A 25,017-nucleotide genomic window follows, 5' to 3' on the forward strand; every position below is an offset into this window, starting at 1 on the left:
AAAATCATTCTCAAGAAAGGCTGTGACGACATGACAATGCTTTTTGTCGGTAGTACGGTTTTGATTTATAGCATTTTAATCGGATATGTTTTGAAGCGAGTCGATTCAAATTCATAAATAAATTTTTCATATATTACATAGCGGGGATTGGCAAAAAACAGTCAATCTCTTTTTTATGGGAAAACTGAGCTTTTTAACAGTCGCTTGGGAGGAAGCGAAGCGGGTTTTTTCTTGTCCAGGCTCCTGAAAATAATTTTTTTGCCTTCATTTACGGGCAATATGGTAAAATCAACATGAGGAATTGACGAAAAGGAGCCTGAGGTATGGGAAATGTAGTTGAGCAAGAACGAATCAGCAGCTTGATTCAAATATTTGAAAAGCTTCCTAAAGAAGTCAAAGCTTCCTATAAACAAAAATGGAAAGAATTAATTGAAAAAGAAATGCAGGATCAAATCCAAATTGCATTTATGGGCCATTTTTCGGCAGGAAAATCATCGCTGTTAAACAAGCTTGCAAACGGAACCATTTTGCCTTCGAGTCCGCTTCCGACCAGCTCCAATATCGTCATGCTGGCGAAAGGCGAACGTTTGACCCGTGTGCATCTGTTTAATGGCAAAATGTATGAATCGAAAGACGATTTGGATAATGAGCTGATCAGCAAGCTGTGCAAACAAGAAAATGAAATTGAAAAAGTATTTATTCAACGGCCTTATTTTACGATTCGTGAACATCTGATTTTAACAGATTCGCCGGGAATTGATTCGACGGATGACGATCATCGCAAAAGAACAGAATCGGCGCTCCATTTAGCGGATTACATCGTATATGTGACGGATTATCATCACGTTCAGTCGGAGCTGAATTTTTCTTTCTTGTCAAAGCTGAGGGGGATGAATAAACCGATCATCGTCATCATCAACCAAATTGATAAGCATCAAGAAGATGAAATACCTTTTTCAACGTTTAAAACAAACATTGAAGCCTCGCTGACAGCTATCGGAATTGAAAAGGAAAATATTTATTATACGACAACGAAATCGCCTGAGCATCCTTTAAACGAATTTAAGCAGTTAGAGGAGCGGTTAAATGGGCTAGTCGATAATAAAAAGCATTTAGTGCGAAAAAATGTATTGGAGCAGGCAAAAATTTTGCTTCAACAAATGAAGGAGGATTTGTCTAAAGAGAAAGCGGAGAGCCTTCATCTCTCATTGGATGAATGGAATCAGCTTGATCAGCTGCTTCAAAACAGCCAGCAAAAATTGTCGGAAATAGAACAGAAGCTCAAACTGATAGATGAAGACATTAAACAGTTTGAAGCAGCATTTGATCAAGAACTTGATGGTTTGTTGAGAAACGCCAATCTTATGCCTTATGATACAAGGGAAAAAGCGGCAAAATTAATTGAAACCCAGAAAAAAGATTTTAAAGTTGGTTTGTTTTTCTCAAAAAAGAAAACAGAAGAGGCAAAACGAAATGCACTTATTCAATTTTATGAAGAGCTGGCCAAAAATGTGGAATCGCAAATTGTATGGCACATCATCAATATGGCGAAAAAATATTACGAAAAGCATCATATCGACCAACCTTCTCTTTTACAGCAAATACTAAGCTTTTCGATCGAATTTGATGAAAATATGCTGCTTGACGTGATCAAACCAGGGGCTGAATTAAACGGTCAATATGTGCTCCAGTATGGGAAAGATGTTTCAAATGCTGTACAGCAATTGTGCAAACGAGAAGCTCAAAGCTTGCGCGATCACATGATCAAAGCGTTACACAAGATGAATCAAACAGAAAGAGAACGGATGAAGCAGGAGCGGGAACAGCTTACAGTCAAACTGATGCAAATGTCTAAAGCGATTGATGAGAAAGAACAATTTATGAATGAGTTTAAACAGCTTTCCGACATATTAAATGGTCAAGGAACTGTTGACAATATTGATATCGAGCGATGGAAAGCCGAACATCTGCAAAAACAAATCATGGAATGGAATTCTCTTCAATTCCTTATTTCGAATGAAAAGCAAAGAAAAGATAAAAAAATAGAGAAAAAAGAAACCGAACGAAAACATGAAGCGGCGAAGAAAGATCAAATGATAAATAAGCTGCAAAAAGGGATTGAAATTTTAAATGAGACTGGGCTGGAGCATTCAGCCAACCGCTTAAAAGAAAAACTTTCTCAAATTGAGAACCGCTCCTTTCAAATTGCAATTTTTGGCGCGTTTAGTGCAGGAAAATCGAGCTTTTTAAATGCCTTGATTGGTGAAAAAATTTTCCCTTCCTCGCCAACTCCAACAACCGCTGTTATCAATAAATTAACCGGTGTTAAAGATGGCAAAAAACACGGGGATGTGGAAGTAGTCTTTAAAAATGAGCAGCAAATTTTAGAAGAAATTAATGAATTGCTAGCACCGCTTTCTCTTAAGGCGGAGCGATTTTCCGGTTTGCGCGAAGCGATGCTTCAAGCAATGAAACGAACGGAAGATGAAATGGTTCAACGAAGGCTGAACACCTTTTTAGAAGGAATCTCATTTTATGAAAAAGAAGATCAAAAAGTGAAATGGATCAAGGCAGATGAGCTTGAGTCATTTGTTGCAAAAGAAGAACGGTCATGTATGATTCAGGATGTAACGATTTATTATGATTGTGATCTGACTAGAAAAGGGATTACTCTTGTTGATACTCCAGGTGCGAGTTCATTTCACGGCCGGCATACAGAACTTGCTTTCCAATATATAAAACATGCGGATGCCATTATCTTTTTAACTTACTACAACCATCCATTTTCAAAAGGAGATCAGCAGTTTTTGGATCAGCTTGGTCTTGTAAAGGACGCCTTTACGTTAGATAAAATGTTTTTTATCATCAATGCAATTGATTTGGCGGAACATGATCAAGATGCAGAAGATGTTCGAAATTATGTCGAGCAAATGTTATTGTCCCATTCAATCCGAGAGCCGAAGCTTTTTCAAGTTTCAAGCTTACAGGCATTGGAAAAGAAAAAGATTTCAAAGGTTCGAGACGAGTTTCCGCATTTTCTTAAGTCGTTTGAACATTTTATCCATCATGAATTGATGACCGTTTTAATTCAAGCGGCTGAACATGAATTTCAACAGGCGGTCTCAGAACTTTCAGATATGATCAAGCTTTTGGAGCTTGATGAAAGCGAACGCGATCAGAAAATTCGCGAATTGAAGGATCAGCTCAATCGCATGCAGGAATTAATTCGTACGCAATCAGTTGATGAATACGTTATAACATTCCAACAGGAAACGGAAGAATTGAACTATTACGTAAAACAGCGGCTTCTTCATAAACTTCCGGAGCTGTTTAAAGAGGCGTATCATCCTGGCAAATTTACAAACAACACAAAGGGAGAAGCAGCCATTTTAATGGATTGTTTTAACGAAATGATAGAAGGACTGAATATTCAGCTCCAGCAGGAAATGAACGCTACAACACTTCGTATTGAAAATTATTTAAACGGAATATTGCAAAAAATCAATCAGAACCTTTCCGACATGGTTGCTAAACAATGTGAAGCAGTTCCGTTTTCAAATATAGAAGAGGTTCAATGGGAAGAAATCCGGATCCAAGTTTCCGTTTTCCCTTACATTCAATTTGATGTTTCAAAAGCACATAAAGTGTTCCGAAATACGAAATCATTTTTCGAGCAGAACGAAAAGCAAAAGCTGTTTGATATTTTAGAACAGAATTTGAAAGATACGATTGACATGTCGGTGAGAGCTTTTGAAGAGCATCTGGCTCGCCATTACGAAGCATTATTGAAAAAGGAAATCGAACAGCTGAAGGAAAAAATGATTCAGGAAGGGGAACAATTTATTCAAGCTAGATTAAAAACGTTGACAGCACCAAATGATGTACAATGGATGAAAGAAAAATTCAATGAATTAACATCGCTTTCATAAAGAGGGGCAGAAGCTCCTCTCTTCCTTTGAAAGTGCTCGAACTTAAAAATTAGGGGGAAAAAAGATGGCAGAAGTACATAAAGAGATAACAAAGCATTCAAACCGACAGCACGAGATCGTGAAAAGGTTTTTGCATCTAGAAGAAAAACGGGAGCAGGCAATCGATGAAGCTGTAATGCTTTGCGAAAAGGGGCTTCATTTTTCCGTGCAAACGATTAACGAAATTACAAAAGAAATGAATGAGCTGGCCAGAACCACCGGAATCGTTCCGCAGCGAAAATACGTAACGGAAGAAATGGTAAAAGAATATGTAAGTCGGAAGCAAAGCTAAAAGGAACTGGATGACCCAGTTCCTCATAAAATTTATGGAAGAGTCTTTATTTTCTGGATGCTAACAGAACGTGCAAAATGGTTTGTGGAAATGTTTTTTGCCGGGAGAAGCCGCAAAAACAAAGCTCATCCCTCTGATCAAAAAGCGGATGATCTCATGGGGCCCCGCTCTTGATGGAACGCTCATAAACGTTGTTAGTATATTGTGTTCTAATATTAAAGGTCCCGGTGAATGTTCACAAACGTTGTTAGTTTATCGCGCTAATACATTAAGGTCCCGCTGAACGCTCCGAACGTTGTTAGTTTATTGCGTGCTAATACAATAAAGGGTTCCAATGAAAGACCAGAACGTTGTTAGTTCTTCTTCAATAATATGAGTTAACACATAAAGCCCTCCGAACGATAAAAAATGCTGTTTCCAAATATAAGCAACGCGAAAAAACTTAAAATCAGCCGCTTGTTGTTCCTTCATGATCAATCCCTTTTTGAAGCTGCAATGCTTTTTTGGCTAATTCATCAGCCGTTTTGTTTTGCTTTTCGGGAATCCATTTAATAAAAAACAAATCCAATTGATCGATGAGCTTTAACGCTTCTTGAAGATGGCTGTTATAGCGTTGATTTTTTGCATAACGTTTAAGCACTGCTTGCTCCACTGCCTGTGAATCGGTTCTGAAAGAGACGATCTTATATCCTTTTTCAAGGCAGATCATAAGTCCTTTGACTAATGCAGCAAATTCAGCTTCATGATTATCCATGACGCCAAGGGGGAAAAAATATTTTTCTTGAATGTTCGATCCTTTTATATAAATACCGGCGCCGGAAAGTCCGGGATTTCCTTTTGCCGCACCATCTATGTAGACTTCTACCAATCAATTTCACTCCCTTAGAGGAATTTTTTTAAAAATGAAGAATATAACATGTCATCAAGATCATGATATGGATGAAAAAAGCTTAAAATAGATGTGAGGAACTTTTGATCTTATTAAGTAAAACATCTATTTGACTGCCTTTTTCTTTTTAAAAAAATCGATGTGATTATACCATACAATTCGATCAATGTCTGTAAAAACCCTTTTGAGTGAATCGGTTGCAAGGTTGAACAGAATATGGTATAAAAAATTAGTCTCTTCAATTGAGAATGCGAAAGATACATTTTCGAGAAAGTACAATCTCTTTTTGTGAAACAGCATAATGATAAATAAAAAACAGTGGAGATGGAATGATGAAAGATCGTGCGGCTATATTTGAAAAAGTGACTGAATTAATGGATGAATATTGCGTAAATTGTTTTTTAAAAGCTCATTTTCGAAAAGAATACGGAAAAACATATGCCCATTCATTTTGTATTAATAAATGCACGGTGGGACAGCAAATTAAAGAGCTGGGGAAAAATTTGAGGGGGACACGCAAACGCGTCGATCGAAAATTCAGTAATAAATAAAAATTCCGAAAATAAAAAATAAAAAGAGGCAAAAGCCTCTTTTTATATTTGAAGATCAAATGATCATCGATTATAATTTTACAACGTTCGCTGCTTGTGGTCCACGATTTCCTTGGACAATTTCAAAAGATACCGCTTGACCTTCTTCTAAGGTTTTGAAACCTTCGCCTTGAATTGCAGTGAAGTGGACAAAAACATCGTCTCCGCCTTCAACTTCAATAAAACCATAACCTTTTTCATTGTTAAACCATTTTACTTTACCATTTTGTTGCATATTTCGATTTCCTCCTAATACTTTCCGCACAAAGCCGTGCTTAAAAAATTTTTTATCATTTAACAGGAATATAATGCAACAAGCAAGGTCTCAAAACCTTAGGCTGCCTATATTCAGCTAAATGATATATCTACTATACACTAACCAATTATTGAAAGTCAAGTTTATTCCAATGATTCGAATTTTTGTCAAAACGCTAAGATGGAAATTGATTGGGAATAAATCAGCTTAATTGCCGGCTACATGACAAGGATGCTTTCACCGTGAAAATCGGTGCTGTTTTCTCGTAAAAAAAAGCATTTTCCAGGTAATACGAGGAAGTTAATACGATAAAGCGACATCATTTTATAAAAAAACGAATGTCTTATTGACACTCGTTTATGAAATATGTTCATGAATATATTTAGACATTCGTTCACTTTCTAACTTTATGTCGTCTAAAATGGTGTCCACAGCGTTTGGATGGTACAGTTGAAAAATATTTTTACGCATTCGTTTTAATTTATCAGGTGAATGCAATAATTTGTTCACCTCATCAATCATATCAGATACATTGTTGACGATGACCGCAGCGCCGTGTTTTGCAAAGAATTCCGCGTTTTCTTTTTCCTGCCCAGGAACCGGGTTGTATAAAACGAGAGGAACCGAAAGGGAAGAAGCTTCTGTTAACGTAATTCCTCCGGGTTTTGTAATCAACAAGGAAGCAATTCGAAACAGCTCGTCCACTCTTTCGACGTAACCCAAAACTTTCAATTGATCTCTGCTTGCTTTAGCAAGAGGGGCTAAGCGGTCTTTGAGCGCATGATTGTTTCCGCATACAACAACGGTTTGGACGTTTTCTGAATAGCGCATCGCTTCGCAAATTTCTTTCACATTTTTTAAGACGCCGTGAGCACCTGCCATAATAAGCAAAATATGTTTGTTCTCACTTAATCCATATTTGCGGTACAACGGTTCTATCTCAATATTTTCTTCAAATCGGCTGCGTATAGGAATTCCGGTAACTTTTACGTCTTTTTCGTCGATCCCTAAGCTGAGAAGTTTTTCTTTTACATCTTCACATGCAACATAATATTTATCTATGTTTTGATGCACCCAAATTTTATGTAAACAAAAATCTGTCATGACATTAAAGGTCGGAATCACGTGACCGGTGCGTCTCCGGTATTCGGGTACGACGATCATTGGAAACGTATTGATGATGATATCGGGTTTTTCAGCAGCAATCACTTGTTCGAGTTTTTTTCTGCCCATTGTGTAATAAACATTCATGACTCGTTTATTGTACATTTTATCTACACCATAATAAAACAAACGGTAAAACTGTTTTCCAAACGAAAAGCTCTTTAAATACAGGTATTTTGTGAATTCAGTAATGAGTGGATGAGACTCTTGATATAGATCGCAAACGATGACGTCCATACCCCGTTCCATACATCGCTTTTCCAGCGTCTTTGCCACTTGAATATGCCCGTTTCCGTACTTTGCTGTCAAGATCAAAATTTTCTGCTTATTCATAAACGATTTCATCACCTCAATTTCAGAACGTCGTATTTTAATCCGACCAGGTTGCTATTATTATTCCCAAATATAAGGAGTTTCTTGATATACATAATAGTTAAGCCAGTTGACAAACAGCAAATTCGCATGTGACCGCCAGCGATTGTAAGGCGATTTCGTCGGGTCGTCATTAGGGAAATAATTTTTTGGGATTTCGATGTCAAGTCCTCTCGCCAAATCTCGTTCATATTCATCTCTTAATGTTGTTGCATCATATTCAGGATGTCCGGTTAAAAAAATAAATCTCCCGTCTTTCGAAGAAATAAGACATACACCCGCTTCATCCGAATAAGACAAAATCTCTAAATCTTTTTGTTTTTTCACTTCTTCCACATCGATGTCCGTATGGCGAGAATGGGGAACGTAATAGATTTCATCGAAACCTCTTAACAGCTTGACGGAAGGATCTGATATTTTATGTTCAAAAACGCCGAAGCATTTTTTCGGCAGCATATATTTATCGATGCCGTAATGATAAAATAGGCCTGCTTGAGCACCCCAACAAATATGCAAAGTAGATGTCACATTTTCTTTCGTCCATTCAAAAATGTTTGTCAACTCTTCCCAATAATTAACAGCATTAAAAGGCATTTTTTCAACAGGAGCCCCTGTTACAATCAACCCGTCGAATTTTCGATGCTTGACTTGATCAAACGTTGTATAAAATTGTTCTAAATGCTGCTTTGCCGTTGTTTTTGGCGTATGGGTTTTCGGACGCAAAAACGTGATATTAACTTGAAGCGGAGAATTTCCTAAAAGTCTGAGAAGCTGGGTCTCCGTTTTTTCTTTTTCTGGCATTAAATTTAAAATGGCAATATTTAATGGGCGGATATCCTGAGTGTAAGCCCTTTTTTCATCCATCACGAAAATGTTTTCCTTCTCCAATATTTCTTTTGCCGGCAAATTTGCTGGTATATTAATTGGCATGTATGTGCACCTCCGGAATGTAATCGAAAAACAAAAAAATGAATCATGTGCAGAGCGAAACAGAACATGATCAGACTAAGTTTTGCTAATATTATAGATAGTTTAAAATGATATTTCAATTTTAGATTTGTTATTATTATGACTGTAATGTAAAATCAACGTAAATGGAGGGGGAGGCGTGATGACTGTTTATGACTTTGATGTAAAAACCGCAGATGGGCAAACAATATCACTATTACAGTATAAAGGAAATGTCATGCTCATTGTCAATACTGCAAGTTATTGCGGCTTTACGGAGCAATACAAAGATTTGCAAAATTTATATGAAACATACAAAGAAAAAGGATTTGTCGTACTGGCGTTTCCGTGTAATCAGTTTGGCAATCAGGAGCCGGGAACGGACGAAGAAATCCAAACATTTTGTGAAAATTATGGTGTGACATTTCCCGTCTTTTCAAAAATTGATGTGAGAGGCCCGAATGCCCATCCTTTATTTGTGTATTTGACCGAACAAATTCCAGGCGTGTTTGGAACAAAGATGATTAAATGGAATTTTACAAAATTTTTGATCGACCGCGACGGCAATCCGGTAGAGCGATTTGTTCCGCAAACAAATCCGAAAGACATCGCTCCTTATATCGAAAAGCTTTTGTAAATTCTCCATTATTTCACTGCAAGTGCTTTTGGAAAGAATTTTGCAGACTGGCATGTTAAAATGGAACTAGCTAAGAGGAAGTAGGGAGTGACATCTTGTGAACATTAAGTCGATTGAACCTACCCCAAGCCCTAATACGATGAAAGTAATTCTCGACCAAGAGCTTCCGGCAGGTAAAAGGAACAATTATAAAAAAGAAAATGCTCATGAAGCACCAAAGGAAATCCAATCCATTTTAGCAATTGAAGGGGTGAAAGGGGTTTATCATGTTGCAGATTTTATGGCCATTGAACGAAACAGCAAATATCATTGGCAGGATATTTTATCAGAAGTAAGAAGCATTTTCGGCGAGCAGGTTGAAGATAACAGCCAGGACGCCTATTCTCCTGAAGAAGGATATGGCGAAGTAAAAGTGTTTATTCAAATGTTTCACGGCCTGCCGATGCAAGTAAAGCTGACAGACGGACATGAGGAGCGCCGCTACGGGCTGCCTGAACGCTTCCGAAACATGATCATGGAAGTTCAAAAGCATGCGAACAACGTTGTTTTAGAAAGGGAATGGAAGGAGCATGGCGTCCGCTACGGAGATTTGGATGCAATCGGCCAGGAGGTTGTCGATGAAATATCAGCAGCCTATCCGGATGACAGGCTGGAACGCATAAAAAATAGAATCATTCATCAAAAGGATGAAAAGGAAACGTTTAAGCGATTCAGCTACAAAGTAACGGTTGACATGCTTGATGATCCTGATTGGCAAAAGCGGTTTGCCCATTTGGAGCAAATGGATCCAACGCTTGAAGATTTAGATGTGCTGGAAAAAGCGTTGAATGATGAGAAAGCATCGATACGAAGACTTGCAACGGTCTATTTAGGAATGCTCGAAGATCCGGCTGTCCTTCCTTTGCTCTATAAAGCGTTAAAAGATAAAAGCGTTACTGTTAGAAGAACAGCAGGTGATGCGCTATCTGACATCGGGGACAAAGCGGCTATTCCTGAAATGGCGAAAGCATTGAAGGACAAAAGTAAACTTGTTCGTTGGCGAGCAGCCATGTTTTTGTACGAAGTAGGAGATGAATCTGTTTTAAAGGAACTGAAGGAAGCGGAAGACGATCCAGAATTTGAAGTGAAAATGCAAATAAAGATGGCAATAGAAAGGATCGAAAAAGGAGAAGAAGCAAAAGGATCCGTTTGGAAGCAAATGACCGAAAGCCGGCAAAAGTAGCATATTTCTGTTTCATAAACGAATAATGTTAAATATAGTAAAAATTAGGGGGATTGAAAATGTCAATGGCTTATGAAGAGTATATGCGTCAGCTCGTTCAACCGATGAGAGATGAGTTGACAAATGCCGGATTCCGCGAATTAGTTACACCTGAAGAGGTGGATCAATTTATGGAATCAGCGGAAGGGACAACGCTCGTCTTTGTGAATTCCGTTTGCGGCTGCGCAGCGGGACTTGCAAGACCAGCGGCAACACAAGCTTTAGTAAGAAGCGAAAAAACTCCTGACCATCTCGTAACAGTTTTTGCGGGTCAAGATCGGGAAGCGACGGCAAAAATGAGGGAGTATTTTATCGGTTATGAACCGTCGTCGCCGTCAATGGCTCTTTTAAAAGGAAAAGAAGTTGTCCATTTTATCCCAAGACATGACATTGAAGGCAATACGCTGGAAGGAGTTATGGAAAATCTTCTTCAAGCATTTGAAAAGCATTGCTAATGATATTCAGCTTCTTAAAAGTAAAAGAGCTCATGGTCTTCCATGAGCTTTTAGTCTGTAAGTTCCATTACAATTAAATATGCAAGTGTAATAAAGCTACCTATTATAAACATTGCATCATACATATGTACTTTCCTCCAATCAACTAGAAAAAATTTTGCAGGATGAGTTGAACGGTCATTTTCTGCCGGTTTCCCAAATTGTCGGCTTCCGATCTGCTGCCTCCAACTTCTGATTTTTATTTTACCCTTTTTTCTCGTTTTTTTGAACCCATTTCTTTTCAGTCAAAAAACTCTATCAAATATCTATTTTGATTAAAATATGATAGAATGATAGTATCGTTTGTTCATTTGGCGGAAAGGATGTTGGGAACTTGAAAAATTGGATTCGAAAATCGCTTGTCGTTTTATTTACACTCGCAACATTCGGGCTTGTAGCGCCTCCGTCCGCCTTAACCGTCAATAAACAGGCTCCTGACGCAAACTATGCACCGGAGGCCGAAGAGAAAAAACTATTACTGCATCGTGATTCACAAGATCAGTCAGCAATAGAACAGCCAAACATTGTCGATCAATTTTTGTTTGAAGCGGAAAAACAATCATTTGAAAAATTCGGTAAAAAAATCAGCGGTGTGATAGAAGATGAGTTTCGCAACTTAGTTTTGCCGCAAATGGAAGAAGTGATCAAAACCTTCTTGGCAACGGAGAAGGAAAAATTTGCAGATTTGGCTATATCCCAAAAACCTGCGAATGGAAAAGGAGAAAAAATTTTTCACATTTATGATCGTATGAGCGGAAAAGACTTGATACGATTTCATGTTCGCGTCGATCATCCGCCAAAACAGGGCTATTGGTTTGATTTTCATTACCATACATACCATGACCACTTTCAAACCCATTATGCATTGGGGAAAATTTATTGGGACACAAACACACCTCCAAATTGGTTGCAGTAAAGGAAGTGATTGAATATGGCGTATTCACTTGAAAAGCTCCAAAAAAAAGCGATTGAATTGTTGGAAGATCGGGGAGTAACATTAAAAGACATTGGACAAATCGTGTTGGAGCTGCAAAAAAAATACATTCCCGATCTGTCTCTTGAAGAATGCACATACCATGTTGAAAAGATTTTAAGAAAACGAGAAATCATTCATGCTGTCTTGACAGGAATTGCTTTAGACAAGCTTGCGGAACAAAAATTGCTTCCTGAACCGCTTCAGCAAATTATCGAATCAGATGAACCGCTATATGGAATTGATGAAATTTTATCGTTATCGATTGTAAATGTTTATGGGTCAATTGGATTTACGAATTATGGCTATTTAGACAAAGAAAAATTTGGAATCATCAAAGAGCTGAACAATAGCCATGACGGGAAAGTCAATACATTTTTAGACGATATCGTGGCAGCCATTGCTGCAAGTGCAGCTAGCCGCATTGCTCATAATAACGAAGATGTAAATGATAAGCTGGAAGAGATAAAATAATTTCAGAAAGTGTGCAGCGGGAAATAATTGGCGATTCGCCAATTTTTCCATTTTTAAAGATGGAGATTGCAAAAATAAGCTGCATGAGACGGCTTTTTCGATCCGGATTTTGAAAAAATTTTTTCGTTTGACAAACGGTTTAATAGCAATGGGAGAACGAGCCGATTGTAAATTAAAGTAACATTTCAACTAAAGGATGTGTCATCAATGGAACAATACTTAAATTTATGCAGACATGTGCTTGAGCACGGGGTTAAAAAACAGGATCGGACGGGGACAGGAACCATCAGCACATTTGGATATCAAATGCGTTTTGATTTGGCTAAAGGGTTTCCTCTTGTTACGACGAAAAAAATTCATCTAAAATCGGTCATTTATGAGCTGTTATGGTTTTTAAAAGGTGATACAAACGTAAAATATTTACAAGAACACGGCGTCCGAATTTGGAACGAATGGGCAGATGAGAACGGCGACTTGGGCCCCATTTACGGCTACCAATGGCGTTCGTGGACAGGTGCAGACGGAAATACCATCGACCAAATCTCAAATGTAATTGAACAAATTAAAACGAATCCACATTCACGGCGATTGATTGTAAGTGCTTGGAACGTCGCTGATTTAGATAAAATGGCCCTCCCGCCGTGCCATGCGTTTTTCCAATTTTATGTTGCGGAAGGAAAGCTTTCGTGTCAGCTTTATCAACGATCCGCAGACCTTTTTTTAGGTGTGCCGTTCAATATTGCTTCCTATGCGCTTTTAACGATGATGATTGCTCAAGTTTGCGACTTGGAGCTCGGGGAGTTTATCCATACATTCGGCGATGTTCATATTTATAACAACCATATTGAGCAAGTAAAATTGCAGCTGACGAGGGAGCCGCGGCCTCTTCCGACAATGAAATTGAATAAAGAGGTAAAATCCATTTTTGATTTTACTTATGAAGATTTCACGCTGGAAGGGTATGATCCTCATCCTCACATTAAAGGTGAGGTGAGTGTATGATTTCCTTTTTGTTTGCGATGGATGAAAACCGGCTGATCGGAAAGGACAATAAGCTTCCTTGGCATCTTCCGAATGATTTAAAATATTTTAAAGAAACAACGATGAACAAAAAGATCGTCATGGGCCGTAAAACCTTTGAATCGATTGGACGGCCCCTTCCCGGAAGAGAAACGATTGTGTTAACAAAGAATGAAAAGTTTTCTTGCGAAGGCTGTCTCGTTTTTCATTCGATAAATGAATTTTTGCAATTTGCCCAAAACAATAAGGAAGAAGAAATGTTTGTAATTGGTGGAGCGAAGATTTTTGAAGCGCTGCTTCCGTTTGCCGATCGGCTCTATGTAACAGAAATTGAGGAGGAGTTTGAAGGCGACACATATTTTCCAAAAATTGATTTTTCTGAATGGAAGCTTATTTCCCAAAAAGATGGAGTAGTTGATGAAAAAAATGTTTATCCGCACCGCTTCCTTGTGTACGAGCGAAATAAATAAGAACGGTCTGAGTCAATTTGAAGTCAAGGAAGCATTGCTTCTTTCGCAGGCTTCTATAGGACATTAAAAAAGGCGCTCAAGCGTCTTTTTTAGTTGTGCCATATCTTGCAAGTAATACATATAAGAATCATATAATTTCACATGTAAAATTGGATTCAATCGGTCAAAAAAGCCGATTTCTAAATAAAAACAATAGATGTAATTTTATTTTTATTTGAATCGTGTTATAATTTAAAAATTAAGAAATTGTTTAAGGGCAGGGATGTACGATGACGAATTTGACAAAAGTTGAAGCATTCGTCCAAGTAGAAGATATATTAAAAGCGCATCAATCATTAAAGGATGTTGTGACACATACTCCATTGGAATTTAACCAAAGATTATCTGAAAAATATGGTTGCCGGGTATACTTGAAAAGGGAAGATTTGCAAGTTGTACGCTCTTTTAAAATAAGAGGAGCTTACAACAAAATGAAACATTTGACTCCTGAGGAAACGAAAAATGGAGTTGTCTGTGCAAGTGCTGGAAATCATGCGCAAGGAGTCGCATTTTCGTGCAGAGCGTTAAAAGTGCATGGAAAAATTTTTATGCCTTCCACAACTCCAAAACAAAAAATATCTCAGGTGGAATTGCACGGAAGAGAGTACATTGAAATTGTGTTGACAGGCGATACATTTGATGATGCGTATAAAAAAGCGCTTGAATGCGCCGAAAAAGAAAACCGTACGTTCATCCATCCGTTTGACGATAAAGATGTCATTGCGGGCCAAGGCACCATTGCTGTTGAAATTTTAAATGACAGCGATGAGCCAATTGATTTTTTGTTTGCTGCTATCGGCGGCGGAGGGTTAATGTCTGGCATCGGCACATACTTTCAAAGCGTATCGCCGGAAACAAAATTAATCGGCACGGAACCTTCCGGAGCACCAGCTATGGCGAAATCACTCGAAAAAGGCGAAGTAGTCGAACTGGATGAAATTGAAAAATTTGTGGATGGAGCGGCGGTCCAGCGGGTAGGAAATCAGACATTTTCCATTTGCCGGACAATTTTGGACGATCTTTTACTTGTGCCGGAAGGAAAAATTTGTACAACGATCTTGAACTTATATAATGAAAATGCAATTGTAGCAGAACCAGCAGGTGCGCTTCCAATCGCAGCGCTTGATTTTTACAAAGATCAAATAAAAGGAAAAAATGTCGTTTGCATTCTTAGCGGAGGCAATAACGATATTGAGCGCATGCAGGAAATTAAGGAGAGATCCTTAATTTATGAAGGCTTGCAGCATTATTTTATCGTTAATTTTCCGCAGCGTGCGGGTGCTTTACGTGAATTTTTAGATGAGGTATTAGGTCCGACGGATGATATCACTCGCTTTGAATACACGAAGAAAAATAATAAAGACAGCGGTCCTGCGCTTGTCGGCATCGAAGTCAAGCATCGGGAAGATTACCGCGGATTAGTCGAAAGAATGAAAAAGAAAGGTTTTCCTTTTACAGAGGTTAACAAGGACAGCAACTTATTCAATTTGTTAATTTAAAATATTTTTGTATATGACAAATTTTTGCAAAATTCGCTCCTATTTTGTTGTATAATAGAAGAAACGGGTAAAAAGAGGATTGATACTTTGCTATTTAAAAGCCTAGAGTTCAAACTTGAAAATGGACAGAAGGTGAAGATTGTTGAAATCCCAGTATTGGAGGAGGATAACTCTTACCGTTTCATGTTAAATATTCATTTGCAGCTTTTTATAGCGAACATTTGCAAAGAATCAAAGCCAAAAAGCCTTTATAATTTTCGAAGCTATTTGAAGCATGCTTTAAAGTGGAAAGATTATGAATCAATTTTTCAAGACAACCGATTAAAACATAACGCTTAAAGAAATATCCCTTGCAGATATTTGATTATCGGCAAGGGCTTTTTATTTTTTTAAGCGTTTTGGAGAAGAAGGAGAGATCTGCGAAATTGACCGTTTTTGAATTTTTAAGTTTCAAAATATGTTAGGACGGGTAAAGATTAGAGACTGTTTCTTTTCTTTTGATCAGAAACGTGATAAGGTTGAAATATTATTGTTTGATAGGAAGTGAATGTATTGACACAAAAGGTAAGGATCGTTACCGATTCAACAGCAGATTTAGATAAAAATATTTTGGAGGAATACAATATTGAAGTTGTTCCGTTAACCTATACATTGAATGGTGTATCTTATACGGACGGTATTGATTTTGAACCAGCGGAATTTATTGAAAAAATGATGGAATCAGCAGAAATACCGAAAAGTTCTCAGCCTTCTCCGATCCATTTTAAGGAAGTGTATGATCGCCTTCATGCAGAAGGTTTTCAAGTGCTATCCATTCATATGTCCGGTAAACTGAGCGGAACAGTGCGCGCCGCACAGCAGGGGGCAAGCCTGACCGGGGGAGAAGTTACGGTCATAGATTCCAACTATATATCTAGCGCTTTAGGTTTTCAAGTGATTGAAGCGGCAAAAATGGCAAAAAAGGGAGCAATGTTAGACAAAATAATCTCTCATATAGAACAAGTACGAAAAAACACTTTTCTTTATGTATCAGTAGACACTCTCGAGCATTTGGAAAAAGGGGGACGGATTGGAAAGGGAAAGGCTCTATTAGGATCGTTATTGAATATTAAACCGATCGCTTCTTTACAAGACGGGATCTTTACGCCAATCACAAAAGTTAGAAGCCATTCGCAAGTTGTTAAATTTTTTATGAAGCAATTGATTCAAGATATAAAAGATCGCGATTTGCTGAGGATTGGGGTGGCGCATGCCAATGCATTAGATTTGGCGCTGCGCTTAAAAGAGGAATTGTTGAAGATCACAACCGCCGATAAAATTGATATTTGCACAACGACACCCATCATTTCCATTCATACCGGCAAAGGAGCTTTAGGAGTTTCTTACTATGTGAAGCCATAAGTAAAAGCTAGTTTTTTGAATCTTTTATGAATCATTTTGGAATTTGTTTTCACTTGAATGAAAATTTGATACACTTTCGATGAGAATAGGTGAAAGGTGAATGATCGATGAAGAAGAAAATGTTCATTTCCTGTTTTCTGTTATTGATCTTTTTAACGGCTTGCAGTGGAAATAAAATAAAAGATCCGTTGAATTATAAAGTGGAAAATTTTGAATTTACGGATCAAAACGGACAGCCCTTTGCTTTAGCAGATTTAAAAGGGAAGGTTTGGGTAGCTGATTTTGTTTTTACAAGCTGTGAAACCGTTTGTCCGCCGATGACAGCCCATATGGCTCAATTGCAGGAAAAAGCGGAAAAAGAAGGTGTTGAAGTCGAGTTTGTATCATTCAGCGTTGATCCGGAAGTAGATACACCAGAGAAACTGAAACAATTTGCAAATCAATTTTCCGATTCTCTTGACAACTGGCATTTTTTAACCGGATACAGCCAAGAGACAATTGAAAACTTTGCAAAAAACAGTTTTAAAACGATCGTTCAAAAACCGGAAAGCGATGATCAGGTCATTCATGGAACGAGCTTTTATTTAGTGGATCAAAACGGAGTTGTTTTAAAAAGCTACAACGGTGTTGAAAATACGCCGTATGACGAAATCATCAACGATATAAAAGCTGTTCAATAAAGTTTAAAGTTGGCCTAAAGCGTCTGACAGCAGGGGGAAAGGACCCTCTGTACATGATGCCTTTGGGTCAATTTTAAACTTTTTTTCGTATGATATAATAAAAAGAAAGAGATCGTCACAAGGTGATAGGAATGCTGTCGAAAAAATTTTCTCTTCTTATTATGACTTTTTTCTTATTAACCGGATGTGTCCAAAAATCCACTGCTTCTCCTTCAAATCAAGCGAAGGCGGAAGAGGAAGAGAGCAAACCGATTGAAACTGAAATCGCTGTCGCGGGGAATGAAAGTAGGTCCAGCTCTTTTCAATTGCAAGGAGATATCAAAATTGTTGCACTTGGCGACTCCCTGACAAAAGGAGTGGGCGACCGAACAAAAGAAGGCTATGTTGGTCTCGTTTCAGATGAATTAGAAAAAAAGGAAGACATTTCATCTGTTTCAACAGTCAATTTTGCAGCGATGGGGCATTCAACGGAAAATTTGTTAAAAAAGCTTGATGAAGATCAAGTAAAAAAGGAATTGGAAGATGCCGATCTCATTTTCATGACGATTGGTGCCAATGATTTAATGAAAGTCGTGCGGGAAAATATTTTTGAATTAACAGTTGAACTTTTTCAAGAAGAACGCCTTCTTTATGAACAACGTTTAAGAGACATTATGAACAAGATCCGGTTGACAAATGAACAGGCAGTGATTGCGTTTATTGGGCTTTATAATCCGTTTGCGTGGAAATTGGCAGAATTTCCGGAAATTGATATGATTATTTCGGAATGGAACGAGCGGACGAAACAAATTTTGCTCGGAGATGGACGTGCGGTATTCGTTTCAATTCAGGATATTTTTCAAGAAGGAGAGGACAAAAACCTCTTATATACAGATGAATTCCATCCGAACGAGAACGGATATGTATTGATTGCGGCAAGGGTTATGGAAACATTGGAAAATGGAACAAAAAAGGATTGAAGTAAATGAATAAATGGAAGCTTGCATTTTTTATCTTGTTGTTTTCCAATTTTTTGATTATTCTCATCTCCTCTGGTCTTCTGCTTATGCCTGGGGAAAAACCGCCTCTGAAAAAGGAAGCGGAAGGTAGTAAAGATTTTGCTGTCTTTAAAGTGGAAACAGATAAACAGACAGTAACTAAGGTCATCAATGATTATTTAAAAAAGGAAGCCGTTCATCAGCCTCTCACATACTGGGTTGAAATTACGGATGATATTAAACTGTACGGCAGCCTTCTCGCTTTCGGCCGAGATTTGGACATGGTCATGTCTTTTGAACCGAGTGTACAGCAGGGAAACGTCATTTTAAAGGTGAAAAGCTTATCGGTTGGGAGACTTTCCGTTCCGGTCTCTTATGTGTTGAAATATATTGATTCCCAATACCACTTTCCAAAAGAAGTGCAGATTGATGCAAAAAATCGCCAGATTGTAGTCTTTCTTGATCAGCTGGCATTGGAAAACGGGTCTAAAATTCAAGCTGAAAAAATTGATTTGGAGGAAGGGGTAATTTCAGCAAATTTGTATGTTCCGCTCCCTCTCAAATAAGTAAGCGGGTATCAAAACCCGCTTTTGTTTTGTCAAAATTGAACACGAAGACCTTTTGGATAAAAGTTTTTAATGGTTCCTTTCGTTTCTTTTCCCCAACCGATCGATTCGCCGTCTATTGTCATTAATATCCATCCCCTGTCTACACCCAATGGAGATGAAATCGTTTCTCCCGTTAAATAAGCTTGCCAATCTTTTTCGTTCGTTGAGAAGGAATAACTGTATTTCACATCATTTGGTGTGAGTGACAGGGCAAGATGATGATTCGGTTCAAATCGTTTCTTTTTGATTTCTCCAAGATGGAGACCCGCCCGCAAAACGTTCAACGAAGTAATATCTGGGCATTTTTCAGGTAATACATACAGCTGTTGTTTTTTTAAGAAAAATGCCCCGGTTATTCTTTTCTTTAAAAAAGAATGTTCGAATTGCTGAAACTCAGCTAATTGCTGTTTTTTGACATTTGATTTTAAATATGAAACGCTGCTTCTCGTATTGTTTTCGCCATTTTTGATTAATTTCGCAACGAAATGCCCTTCACCTTTGATTTTATGCGGCCAAAGGCGGATGCATTTTGAAATTTCTTCAAAATTCGTTTTTGTCCATTCCACTCTTCCTCGATCAAAACCTTCACGTTTAGGAATTTCAACAAGAGACATTTCTGGATGCATGCTTACAAATGCCTCAATAACCTGTTCATTTTCTTCAGGAGAAAACGTGCAGGTGGAATAGACGAGAGTTCCGCCGGGTTTTAACATTTGAAACGCTAAAGATAACAGCTTTTTTTGCGTGTACGAGCATTTTTCAACAAGATCCTCGCTCCAAAATTCGATGGCGTTATCATCTTTTCGAAACATTCCCTCTCCAGAGCACGGGGCATCAACTAAAATTTTGTCGAAATAATTCGGAAAGTGTTGAACCAGTTTTTCGGGCCGTTCATTTATCACAATAGCGTTTTGAATTCCGAAACGTTCAATATTTTCCGATAGTGCTTTCGCTCGTTTGAAATGAATTTCATTTGAGATAAGAATTCCTTCATTTTCCATCGCCGCGGCAATTTGCGTCGATTTTCCTCCTGGCGCAGCGCACAAATCTAATATTTTTTCTCCAGGTTTTGCCTGAAGCACTTCAGCAGGAACCATAGCACTCGGTTCTTGTATATAATAGAGCCCAGCTGCATGAAAAGGGTGTTTTCCGGGCTCGTCTTGTTTTTCATCGTAATAAAATCCGTCTTCACAAAAGGGAACTGAAGAAAGAGAAAAAGGTATTTTCCGAATGAACGTTTCTTTTTCGATTTTTAGACGATTGAAGCGCAGTCCCTTGATCGGTTCATCTCGCAAAGCAGAAAAAAAATCATCTGCTTCATTTTTTAACAATTGTTTCATTTTCCGGCAAAAATCATCAGGTAATGCCATATTTCAGATCTCCTTTCCTAAAATATTATAGCGGAATATGAAACATAATGGCGAAAATTCTTTCTGGCGAATTCTTGACGGAGAGGTGAAGATAAGAGAAAATAAATTGTTAGAGATGAAACATTTTTATAGAAAAAGAAAAGCAAGGGAATTTGGTGTAGGGGTGATGTATTTGAAAAAAATATATTTAATTGCTAGCATCGTCATGTTCCTCCTTGCTGTTTATTTTGGCGGTATGGCATATAAACAATACCTTGCTGGAAACTTAGATTACAATTTAGACAAAGTTTACATAAATGTCGGTTACTGCGCCTTGTTTTTAAGCATTGCTGTATATGTACTTCATTTGCGCGAGCATAAAAGTTAAAGAAAAGCGAGATAGAAAGGGGATCCAGAAGGATGAAAAACGTCCTTTGATGGATCGCCTTCTTTCTTTCCTGTAAAAGTAAAAATTTTACATCGTAGTTGATTCTTGATACATAAAAATTTAAAGTCAAAGATATGCAGGTGAAGTTATCATGTTACGTTCAAATAAACAAAATATCTCCCTCATATTGCTGCTTTGCAATGTTTTTATCGCTTTTTTAGGAATCGGACTCGTTGTTCCGGTTTTGCCTGCTTATATGAATGAACTAAATTTATCGGGCGTTTATATGGGATATCTCATAGCAGCATTTTCAACTGCCCAGTTGTTTTCCTCGCCGGTCACGGGGATTTTTACTGACCGTTTTGGCAGAAAGATTATGATTGTCATCGGTTTAGTTTTGTTTGCTGTATCCGAATTTTTATTTGCAATAGGTTCTGCGTTCTTCTTGCTTTTGATTTCAAGAATAATTGGCGGAATCAGCGCGGCATGTATTATGCCCGCTGTTACTGCGTTTATTACAGATATCACCACTTTAGAGGACAGGCCGAAAGCGCTTGGATATTTGTCTGCCAGCATTAACGCAGGTTTTATTATCGGGCCCGGCATCGGAGGATTTGCAGCAGAATTCGGCATTCGGGTGCCGTTTTTTCTTGCGGCATTTATTGCGCTTGTCGCAGCCGTTTTTTCCATTCTCCTTTTAAAAGAACCGCTTCCAAATGATAGCATTCAACAATTAGATGAAAAACAAACTCGTCTTCAATTTTTCAGCGAATTAAGCAAATCGATCAAACCTCCGTATGTTGTACCGCTATTGATCGTGTTTGTTTTAGCATTTGGTCTTTCCGCATATGAAACGATGTTCGGTTTGTTTGTCGATAAAAAATTCGGTTTTTCACCGAAAGATATTTCCATCGTCATAACAACAGGAACGATTTTTGGACTCATCGCCCAAATCGTTTTCTTTGACAAGCTAGTGAAGTATCTTGGCGAGAAAAGGTTGATTGAAATTTGTTTATTAGGCGCTTCCGTCTTTATTTTTCTGTCAACCTTAGTTGACGGCTACTTTTTCATTATGGCTGTAACGTTTGCTGTATTTTTAGCATGCGATCTTCTTCGACCAGCTGTCACCACTCTATTATCCAATATGGCAGGAGATGAACAAGGGTTTATTGCCGGCATGAACTCTACTTATACAAGTTTAGGAAACATTGTCGGTCCTGCGATTGCAGGAATTTTGTTTGATATCGACGTCGATTTTCCATACGTTTTAGCTTCCATCGTTTTGCTTTTAGCCTTCATGATGGCAGCGTTATGGCCATTTCGTGATAACATGGAGCAAAAAAGGAAAAATTCTTAATGGAACGAATATACTAGTTTTTGCACTTCGCTATGCTTGAGTTGCAAATCAATTGTTTTGTTCTTTTTAATCGTTTTATAATGTATTGTAGGAAGAACAAGTTGATCTTTACTTTTGCGATGAGAATGAGCAGGCAGGAAAATTAGCTAAAGGGAGGGAAAAATGATGAGCAATGAAAAATATGAATTGGCTACTTTTGCGGGTGGCTGCTTCTGGTGCATGGTCCAGCCTTTTGATGAGCTTCCGGGAATTATTAAGGTTGTTTCCGGATATACGGGAGGACATAAGGAAAATCCGACATATGAAGAAGTGTGCTCGCACACGACGGGTCATGTAGAAGCTGTGCAAATTACCTTTGATCCGAACGTGTTTCCATATAAAAAGCTTCTGGATATATTTTGGCAGCAAATTGATCCGACTGATCCGGGCGGACAATTTTATGACAGGGGAGAATCTTACAAAACGGCTATTTTTTATCATTCGGAGGAACAGCGCGAGCTCGCGGAACAATCGAAAGAGCTTTTAGAAAAAAGCGGACGTTTTGAAAAACCGATTGCGACCGAAATATTGCCGGCAAAACCTTTTTACCCAGCCGAAGACTATCATCAAGATTACTACAAAAAAAATCCTTTTCACTACAAACGGTATCGTCAAGCGTCTGGACGGGATGAATTTATACGCAAGCATTGGAGCGACTGGGATAAAGAAGAGCTGAAGAAACGATTGACTCCGATGCAATATGAGGTGACGCAAAACAACGGGACGGAGCCTCCATTTCAAAATGAATATTGGGATCATAAAGAAGAAGGGATTTATGTCGACATCGTCTCGGGAAAACCGCTTTTCAGCTCGCTCGATAAATTTGATTCAGGCTGCGGATGGCCAAGTTTTACAAAACCGCTTCATCAGCATGAGATCGTCGAAAAATTAGATACATCTTACGGCATGATCCGTACAGAGGTTAGAAGCAAAACGGCGGATTCGCACCTTGGACATGTTTTCCCTGACGGTCCAGAACCGACAGGCCTTCGCTACTGCATTAACTCGGCTGCGCTTCGCTTTATCCCGAAAGATCAGCTCGAACAAGAAGGCTATGGTGAATATAAAAAACTGTTTGAAGACGATCAAACAGAGTAAAGATTATATGTAAACGAATGGGCACAAAAACATGTGCCCTTTTTTTATTAAATGTTCAAATTTATGTAAAATTCCGTTAAAACCTATATACATCGTAAAACAAAATTAGTATCATATATTAGGTTGAATTTTTATGGATGAAGGAGGGTGAAAATCGTTTATGAATAGCGGTTCTTTTTTAGATCCGGACGGACCCGAGATAGGTAAGGCAGTATGTATGCGGAAAGAGGCGCTGTTCGTAAGCGATGACACTCTTGCGCGTGCAGACTGCCTCTAGCAAAGGAGGTTAAAGCATGCTGAACATTTATATGTCAAGCGCGAACGGCCAATTGAAGGAAATTGAAGATATTCAAAACGGTTGTTGGATCAACATGGTGGCACCGACTGAGGAAGAAGTTCATTTCGTTTCAGAACGGCTGCAAATTCCAATAGACTTTTTTAAAGATGCACTGGATGATGAGGAAAGATCCCGGATTGAAAAAGAGGACCACAATGTGTTGATTATTGTTGACATTCCGGTTATCACGGTAGATGACATCGGGCAAACGTTTTATGAAACGATCCCGATCGGAATGATCATTACTGACAGTTGTTTTATTACAGTATGTTTGCAAGGAAACCCAATCTTTGAACAGTTTGCCAGAAACAAAGTTAAAGGTTTTTATACGTTTATGAAAACGCGTTTTGCTTTTCAAATTTTATATTTAACTTCAACATATTATTTGCGATATCTGAAACAAATTAATCGCAAAACGAGCGAAGTAGAAAAAGAGCTTCATCAATCGATGAAAAATAAAGAATTTTTTTCATTGCTCAGTCTGGAAAAAAGCTTAGTTTATTTTACGACATCGCTGAAATCTAATAATATTGTCATGGAAAGGCTGCTGCGATTAAATTACTTGAAAATGTATGAGGAAGATCAAGATCTTTTGCAAGATGTCATTATCGAAAACAAACAAGCAATTGAAATGACAGAGGTATATTTAAGTATTTTAAGCGGAATGATGGACGCATTTGCATCAGTCATTTCCAACAATGTCAATATTGTCATGAAATTTTTGACGGCAATTACGATCGTCATCTCTATTCCGACATTAGTAGCGAGCTTGTATGGAATGAATGTGCCGATACCGTTTCAAAATCATCATTTTGCGTTTTTTATTCCCATTTCCATTTCATTGCTCATGTCAAGTTTAACAGCTTATATTTTTTGGAAAAAAAGATATTTTTAAACTTGTACAACCATAACTGGTCAGATGACTCTGAACTAATACTAGCAGCTTATGTCGGAAAAAGACGAATTTGCCCACTCCTTTTCTTTCGTTGACCGCTGCCATGTCTATAGTAATCTCAAATAATCTAAAATTTGTAAAATTGATTTTTTAAGACAATCAAAATGCGGTCGCAGATGAAGTTCCTCCTCATGTTTCTTATAGGACGATATCATCTGCCCGCTTGCACAACTGGTGTTTCCAATTTCCAACTGCAGGGCGTTTGTTCCAAAGAATTTGGAAAAATAGGCATGTGCACATACCTGAAAGTCCAAAAAAACATAATGTAAACTGAAACCTAGATTAAAAAATGAGGAGTGGGGCAAATGCATTTTCACCATCACGATTTTCACCATTGTGGACATGGATACGGTTATCCGGTACATGGTGCCGGATATGGCTGCGGATCTTCATTCGTTTTGATCGTAGTATTATTTATACTTTTGATCATTGTCGGCTGCGCTTATGTAAAATAAAAAAATCCTGCCTGTTCGGGCAGGATT

At 38.1% G+C, this 25,017-nt stretch carries 27 protein-coding genes; 21 read left to right on the forward strand and 6 right to left on the reverse strand.

The window, feature by feature from the left end:
• Nucleotides 1-323: 323 nt before the first annotated feature.
• The gene (locus NSQ84_RS07760) at nucleotides 324-3,929 is read left to right on the forward strand and encodes a dynamin family protein (protein ID WP_339211403.1); all 3,606 of its coding nucleotides are present in this window, start codon (nucleotides 324-326) and stop codon (nucleotides 3,927-3,929) included.
• 64 nt (nucleotides 3,930-3,993) lie between these two features.
• The gene (locus NSQ84_RS07765) at nucleotides 3,994-4,260 is read left to right on the forward strand and encodes a YpbS family protein (protein WP_063389664.1); all 267 of its coding nucleotides are present in this window, start codon (nucleotides 3,994-3,996) and stop codon (nucleotides 4,258-4,260) included.
• A gap of 303 nt (nucleotides 4,261-4,563) precedes the next feature.
• Here NSQ84_RS07765 and NSQ84_RS07770 read toward each other — a convergent pair whose 3' ends face one another.
• Both NSQ84_RS07770 and NSQ84_RS07775 read right to left on the reverse strand, forming a co-directional pair.
• Complete coding sequence (locus tag NSQ84_RS07770) at nucleotides 4,564-4,731, reverse strand: hypothetical protein (RefSeq protein WP_157727946.1); 168 nt, start codon at nucleotides 4,729-4,731, stop codon at nucleotides 4,564-4,566.
• Entirely contained in the window at nucleotides 4,709-5,128 is a 420-nt protein-coding gene (locus NSQ84_RS07775) for a reverse transcriptase-like protein (protein ID WP_339211405.1), read from the reverse strand. Before NSQ84_RS07775 ends, NSQ84_RS07770 begins: the two co-directional genes overlap by 23 nt.
• 353 nt (nucleotides 5,129-5,481) lie before the next feature.
• On the opposite strand from NSQ84_RS07775, the gene NSQ84_RS07780 reads away from it, so the two are divergent.
• A complete protein-coding gene (locus tag NSQ84_RS07780) occupies nucleotides 5,482-5,700 on the forward strand; it encodes a zinc-finger domain-containing protein (protein ID WP_339211407.1) in 219 nt (72 codons plus the stop codon).
• Nucleotides 5,701-5,770: 70 nt separating this feature from the next.
• Here NSQ84_RS07780 and cspD read toward each other — a convergent pair whose 3' ends face one another.
• From cspD to metA, 3 genes are all read right to left on the reverse strand, one after another.
• Nucleotides 5,771-5,974 (reverse strand): cold-shock protein CspD, encoded by a 204-nt coding sequence (gene cspD, locus NSQ84_RS07785; protein ID WP_063389667.1) that lies wholly within the window; start codon nucleotides 5,972-5,974, stop codon nucleotides 5,771-5,773.
• A 378-nt stretch (nucleotides 5,975-6,352) separates the two neighbouring features.
• Nucleotides 6,353-7,492: a diglucosyl diacylglycerol synthase gene (locus NSQ84_RS07790; protein WP_063389668.1), complete on the reverse strand. Its 1,140-nt coding sequence runs from the start codon at nucleotides 7,490-7,492 to the stop codon at nucleotides 6,353-6,355.
• A 60-nt stretch (nucleotides 7,493-7,552) separates the two neighbouring features.
• Nucleotides 7,553-8,461 (reverse strand): homoserine O-succinyltransferase, encoded by a 909-nt coding sequence (gene metA / locus NSQ84_RS07795; protein ID WP_063389669.1) that lies wholly within the window; start codon nucleotides 8,459-8,461, stop codon nucleotides 7,553-7,555.
• 181 nt (nucleotides 8,462-8,642) lie between these two features.
• Between metA and NSQ84_RS07800 the strand changes: the two genes are divergently transcribed.
• The 13 genes from NSQ84_RS07800 (at nucleotide 8,643) to NSQ84_RS07860 (ending at nucleotide 18,970) form a co-directional block, all read left to right on the forward strand.
• Entirely contained in the window at nucleotides 8,643-9,116 is a 474-nt protein-coding gene (locus NSQ84_RS07800) for a glutathione peroxidase (protein WP_063389670.1), read from the forward strand.
• Between the two features lie 97 nt (nucleotides 9,117-9,213).
• Entirely contained in the window at nucleotides 9,214-10,338 is a 1,125-nt protein-coding gene (locus tag NSQ84_RS07805; RefSeq protein WP_066250259.1) for a conserved virulence factor C family protein, read from the forward strand.
• A 59-nt stretch (nucleotides 10,339-10,397) separates the two neighbouring features.
• Nucleotides 10,398-10,832, forward strand: a complete 435-nt coding sequence (locus NSQ84_RS07810) for a BrxA/BrxB family bacilliredoxin (protein WP_063389672.1) — start codon at nucleotides 10,398-10,400, stop codon at nucleotides 10,830-10,832.
• Nucleotides 10,833-11,205: 373 nt separating this feature from the next.
• Entirely contained in the window at nucleotides 11,206-11,787 is a 582-nt protein-coding gene (locus NSQ84_RS07815) for a YpjP family protein (RefSeq protein ID WP_339211409.1), read from the forward strand.
• 15 nt (nucleotides 11,788-11,802) lie between these two features.
• A complete protein-coding gene (locus NSQ84_RS07820; RefSeq protein WP_063389674.1) occupies nucleotides 11,803-12,318 on the forward strand; it encodes a phosphatidylglycerophosphatase A in 516 nt (171 codons plus the stop codon).
• A gap of 207 nt (nucleotides 12,319-12,525) precedes the next feature.
• The gene (locus NSQ84_RS07825) at nucleotides 12,526-13,320 is read left to right on the forward strand and encodes a thymidylate synthase (RefSeq protein ID WP_066250264.1); all 795 of its coding nucleotides are present in this window, start codon (nucleotides 12,526-12,528) and stop codon (nucleotides 13,318-13,320) included.
• Entirely contained in the window at nucleotides 13,317-13,808 is a 492-nt protein-coding gene (locus NSQ84_RS07830) for a dihydrofolate reductase (protein WP_094245658.1), read from the forward strand. The genes NSQ84_RS07825 and NSQ84_RS07830 overlap by 4 nt, the downstream gene beginning before the upstream one ends.
• Before the next feature lie 269 nt (nucleotides 13,809-14,077).
• Nucleotides 14,078-15,346, forward strand: coding sequence for a threonine ammonia-lyase IlvA (gene ilvA / locus NSQ84_RS07835; RefSeq protein WP_063389677.1), 1,269 nt, complete (start codon nucleotides 14,078-14,080; stop codon nucleotides 15,344-15,346).
• Between the two features lie 87 nt (nucleotides 15,347-15,433).
• A complete protein-coding gene (locus NSQ84_RS07840; RefSeq protein ID WP_063389678.1) occupies nucleotides 15,434-15,685 on the forward strand; it encodes a DUF2535 family protein in 252 nt (83 codons plus the stop codon).
• A 213-nt stretch (nucleotides 15,686-15,898) separates the two neighbouring features.
• The gene (locus tag NSQ84_RS07845) at nucleotides 15,899-16,747 is read left to right on the forward strand and encodes a DegV family protein (protein WP_144596977.1); all 849 of its coding nucleotides are present in this window, start codon (nucleotides 15,899-15,901) and stop codon (nucleotides 16,745-16,747) included.
• A 107-nt stretch (nucleotides 16,748-16,854) separates the two neighbouring features.
• A complete protein-coding gene (locus tag NSQ84_RS07850) occupies nucleotides 16,855-17,427 on the forward strand; it encodes an SCO family protein (RefSeq protein ID WP_094245660.1) in 573 nt (190 codons plus the stop codon).
• 131 nt (nucleotides 17,428-17,558) lie between these two features.
• On the forward strand, nucleotides 17,559-18,386 hold the full coding sequence (locus NSQ84_RS07855) for an SGNH/GDSL hydrolase family protein (RefSeq protein ID WP_144596979.1): 828 nt from the start codon (nucleotides 17,559-17,561) through the stop codon (nucleotides 18,384-18,386).
• A gap of 5 nt (nucleotides 18,387-18,391) precedes the next feature.
• Nucleotides 18,392-18,970: a YpmS family protein gene (locus NSQ84_RS07860; protein WP_066250274.1), complete on the forward strand. Its 579-nt coding sequence runs from the start codon at nucleotides 18,392-18,394 to the stop codon at nucleotides 18,968-18,970.
• Between the two features lie 32 nt (nucleotides 18,971-19,002).
• Here NSQ84_RS07860 and NSQ84_RS07865 read toward each other — a convergent pair whose 3' ends face one another.
• Nucleotides 19,003-20,382: an RsmF rRNA methyltransferase first C-terminal domain-containing protein gene (locus tag NSQ84_RS07865; protein WP_130157591.1), complete on the reverse strand. Its 1,380-nt coding sequence runs from the start codon at nucleotides 20,380-20,382 to the stop codon at nucleotides 19,003-19,005.
• A gap of 172 nt (nucleotides 20,383-20,554) precedes the next feature.
• Between NSQ84_RS07865 and ypmT the strand changes: the two genes are divergently transcribed.
• The 5 genes from ypmT (at nucleotide 20,555) to NSQ84_RS07890 (ending at nucleotide 24,990) form a co-directional block, all read left to right on the forward strand.
• Nucleotides 20,555-20,749, forward strand: a complete 195-nt coding sequence (gene ypmT, locus NSQ84_RS07870; protein ID WP_063389739.1) for a protein YpmT — start codon at nucleotides 20,555-20,557, stop codon at nucleotides 20,747-20,749.
• A 151-nt stretch (nucleotides 20,750-20,900) separates the two neighbouring features.
• Entirely contained in the window at nucleotides 20,901-22,106 is a 1,206-nt protein-coding gene (locus NSQ84_RS07875) for an MFS transporter (RefSeq protein ID WP_130157589.1), read from the forward strand.
• A gap of 165 nt (nucleotides 22,107-22,271) precedes the next feature.
• Nucleotides 22,272-23,243, forward strand: a complete 972-nt coding sequence (gene msrB, locus NSQ84_RS07880; RefSeq protein ID WP_063389685.1) for a peptide-methionine (R)-S-oxide reductase MsrB — start codon at nucleotides 22,272-22,274, stop codon at nucleotides 23,241-23,243.
• Nucleotides 23,244-23,536: 293 nt separating this feature from the next.
• Nucleotides 23,537-24,475, forward strand: a complete 939-nt coding sequence (locus tag NSQ84_RS07885; protein ID WP_063389686.1) for a magnesium transporter CorA family protein — start codon at nucleotides 23,537-23,539, stop codon at nucleotides 24,473-24,475.
• A gap of 365 nt (nucleotides 24,476-24,840) precedes the next feature.
• Entirely contained in the window at nucleotides 24,841-24,990 is a 150-nt protein-coding gene (locus NSQ84_RS07890) for a YjcZ family sporulation protein (RefSeq protein WP_082829556.1), read from the forward strand.
• Nucleotides 24,991-25,017 lie beyond the last annotated feature (27 nt).

Source organism: Aeribacillus sp. FSL K6-3256 (assembly GCF_037965805.1).
In the GTDB taxonomy this organism is placed as follows: domain Bacteria; phylum Bacillota; class Bacilli; order Bacillales; family Aeribacillaceae; genus Aeribacillus; species Aeribacillus composti.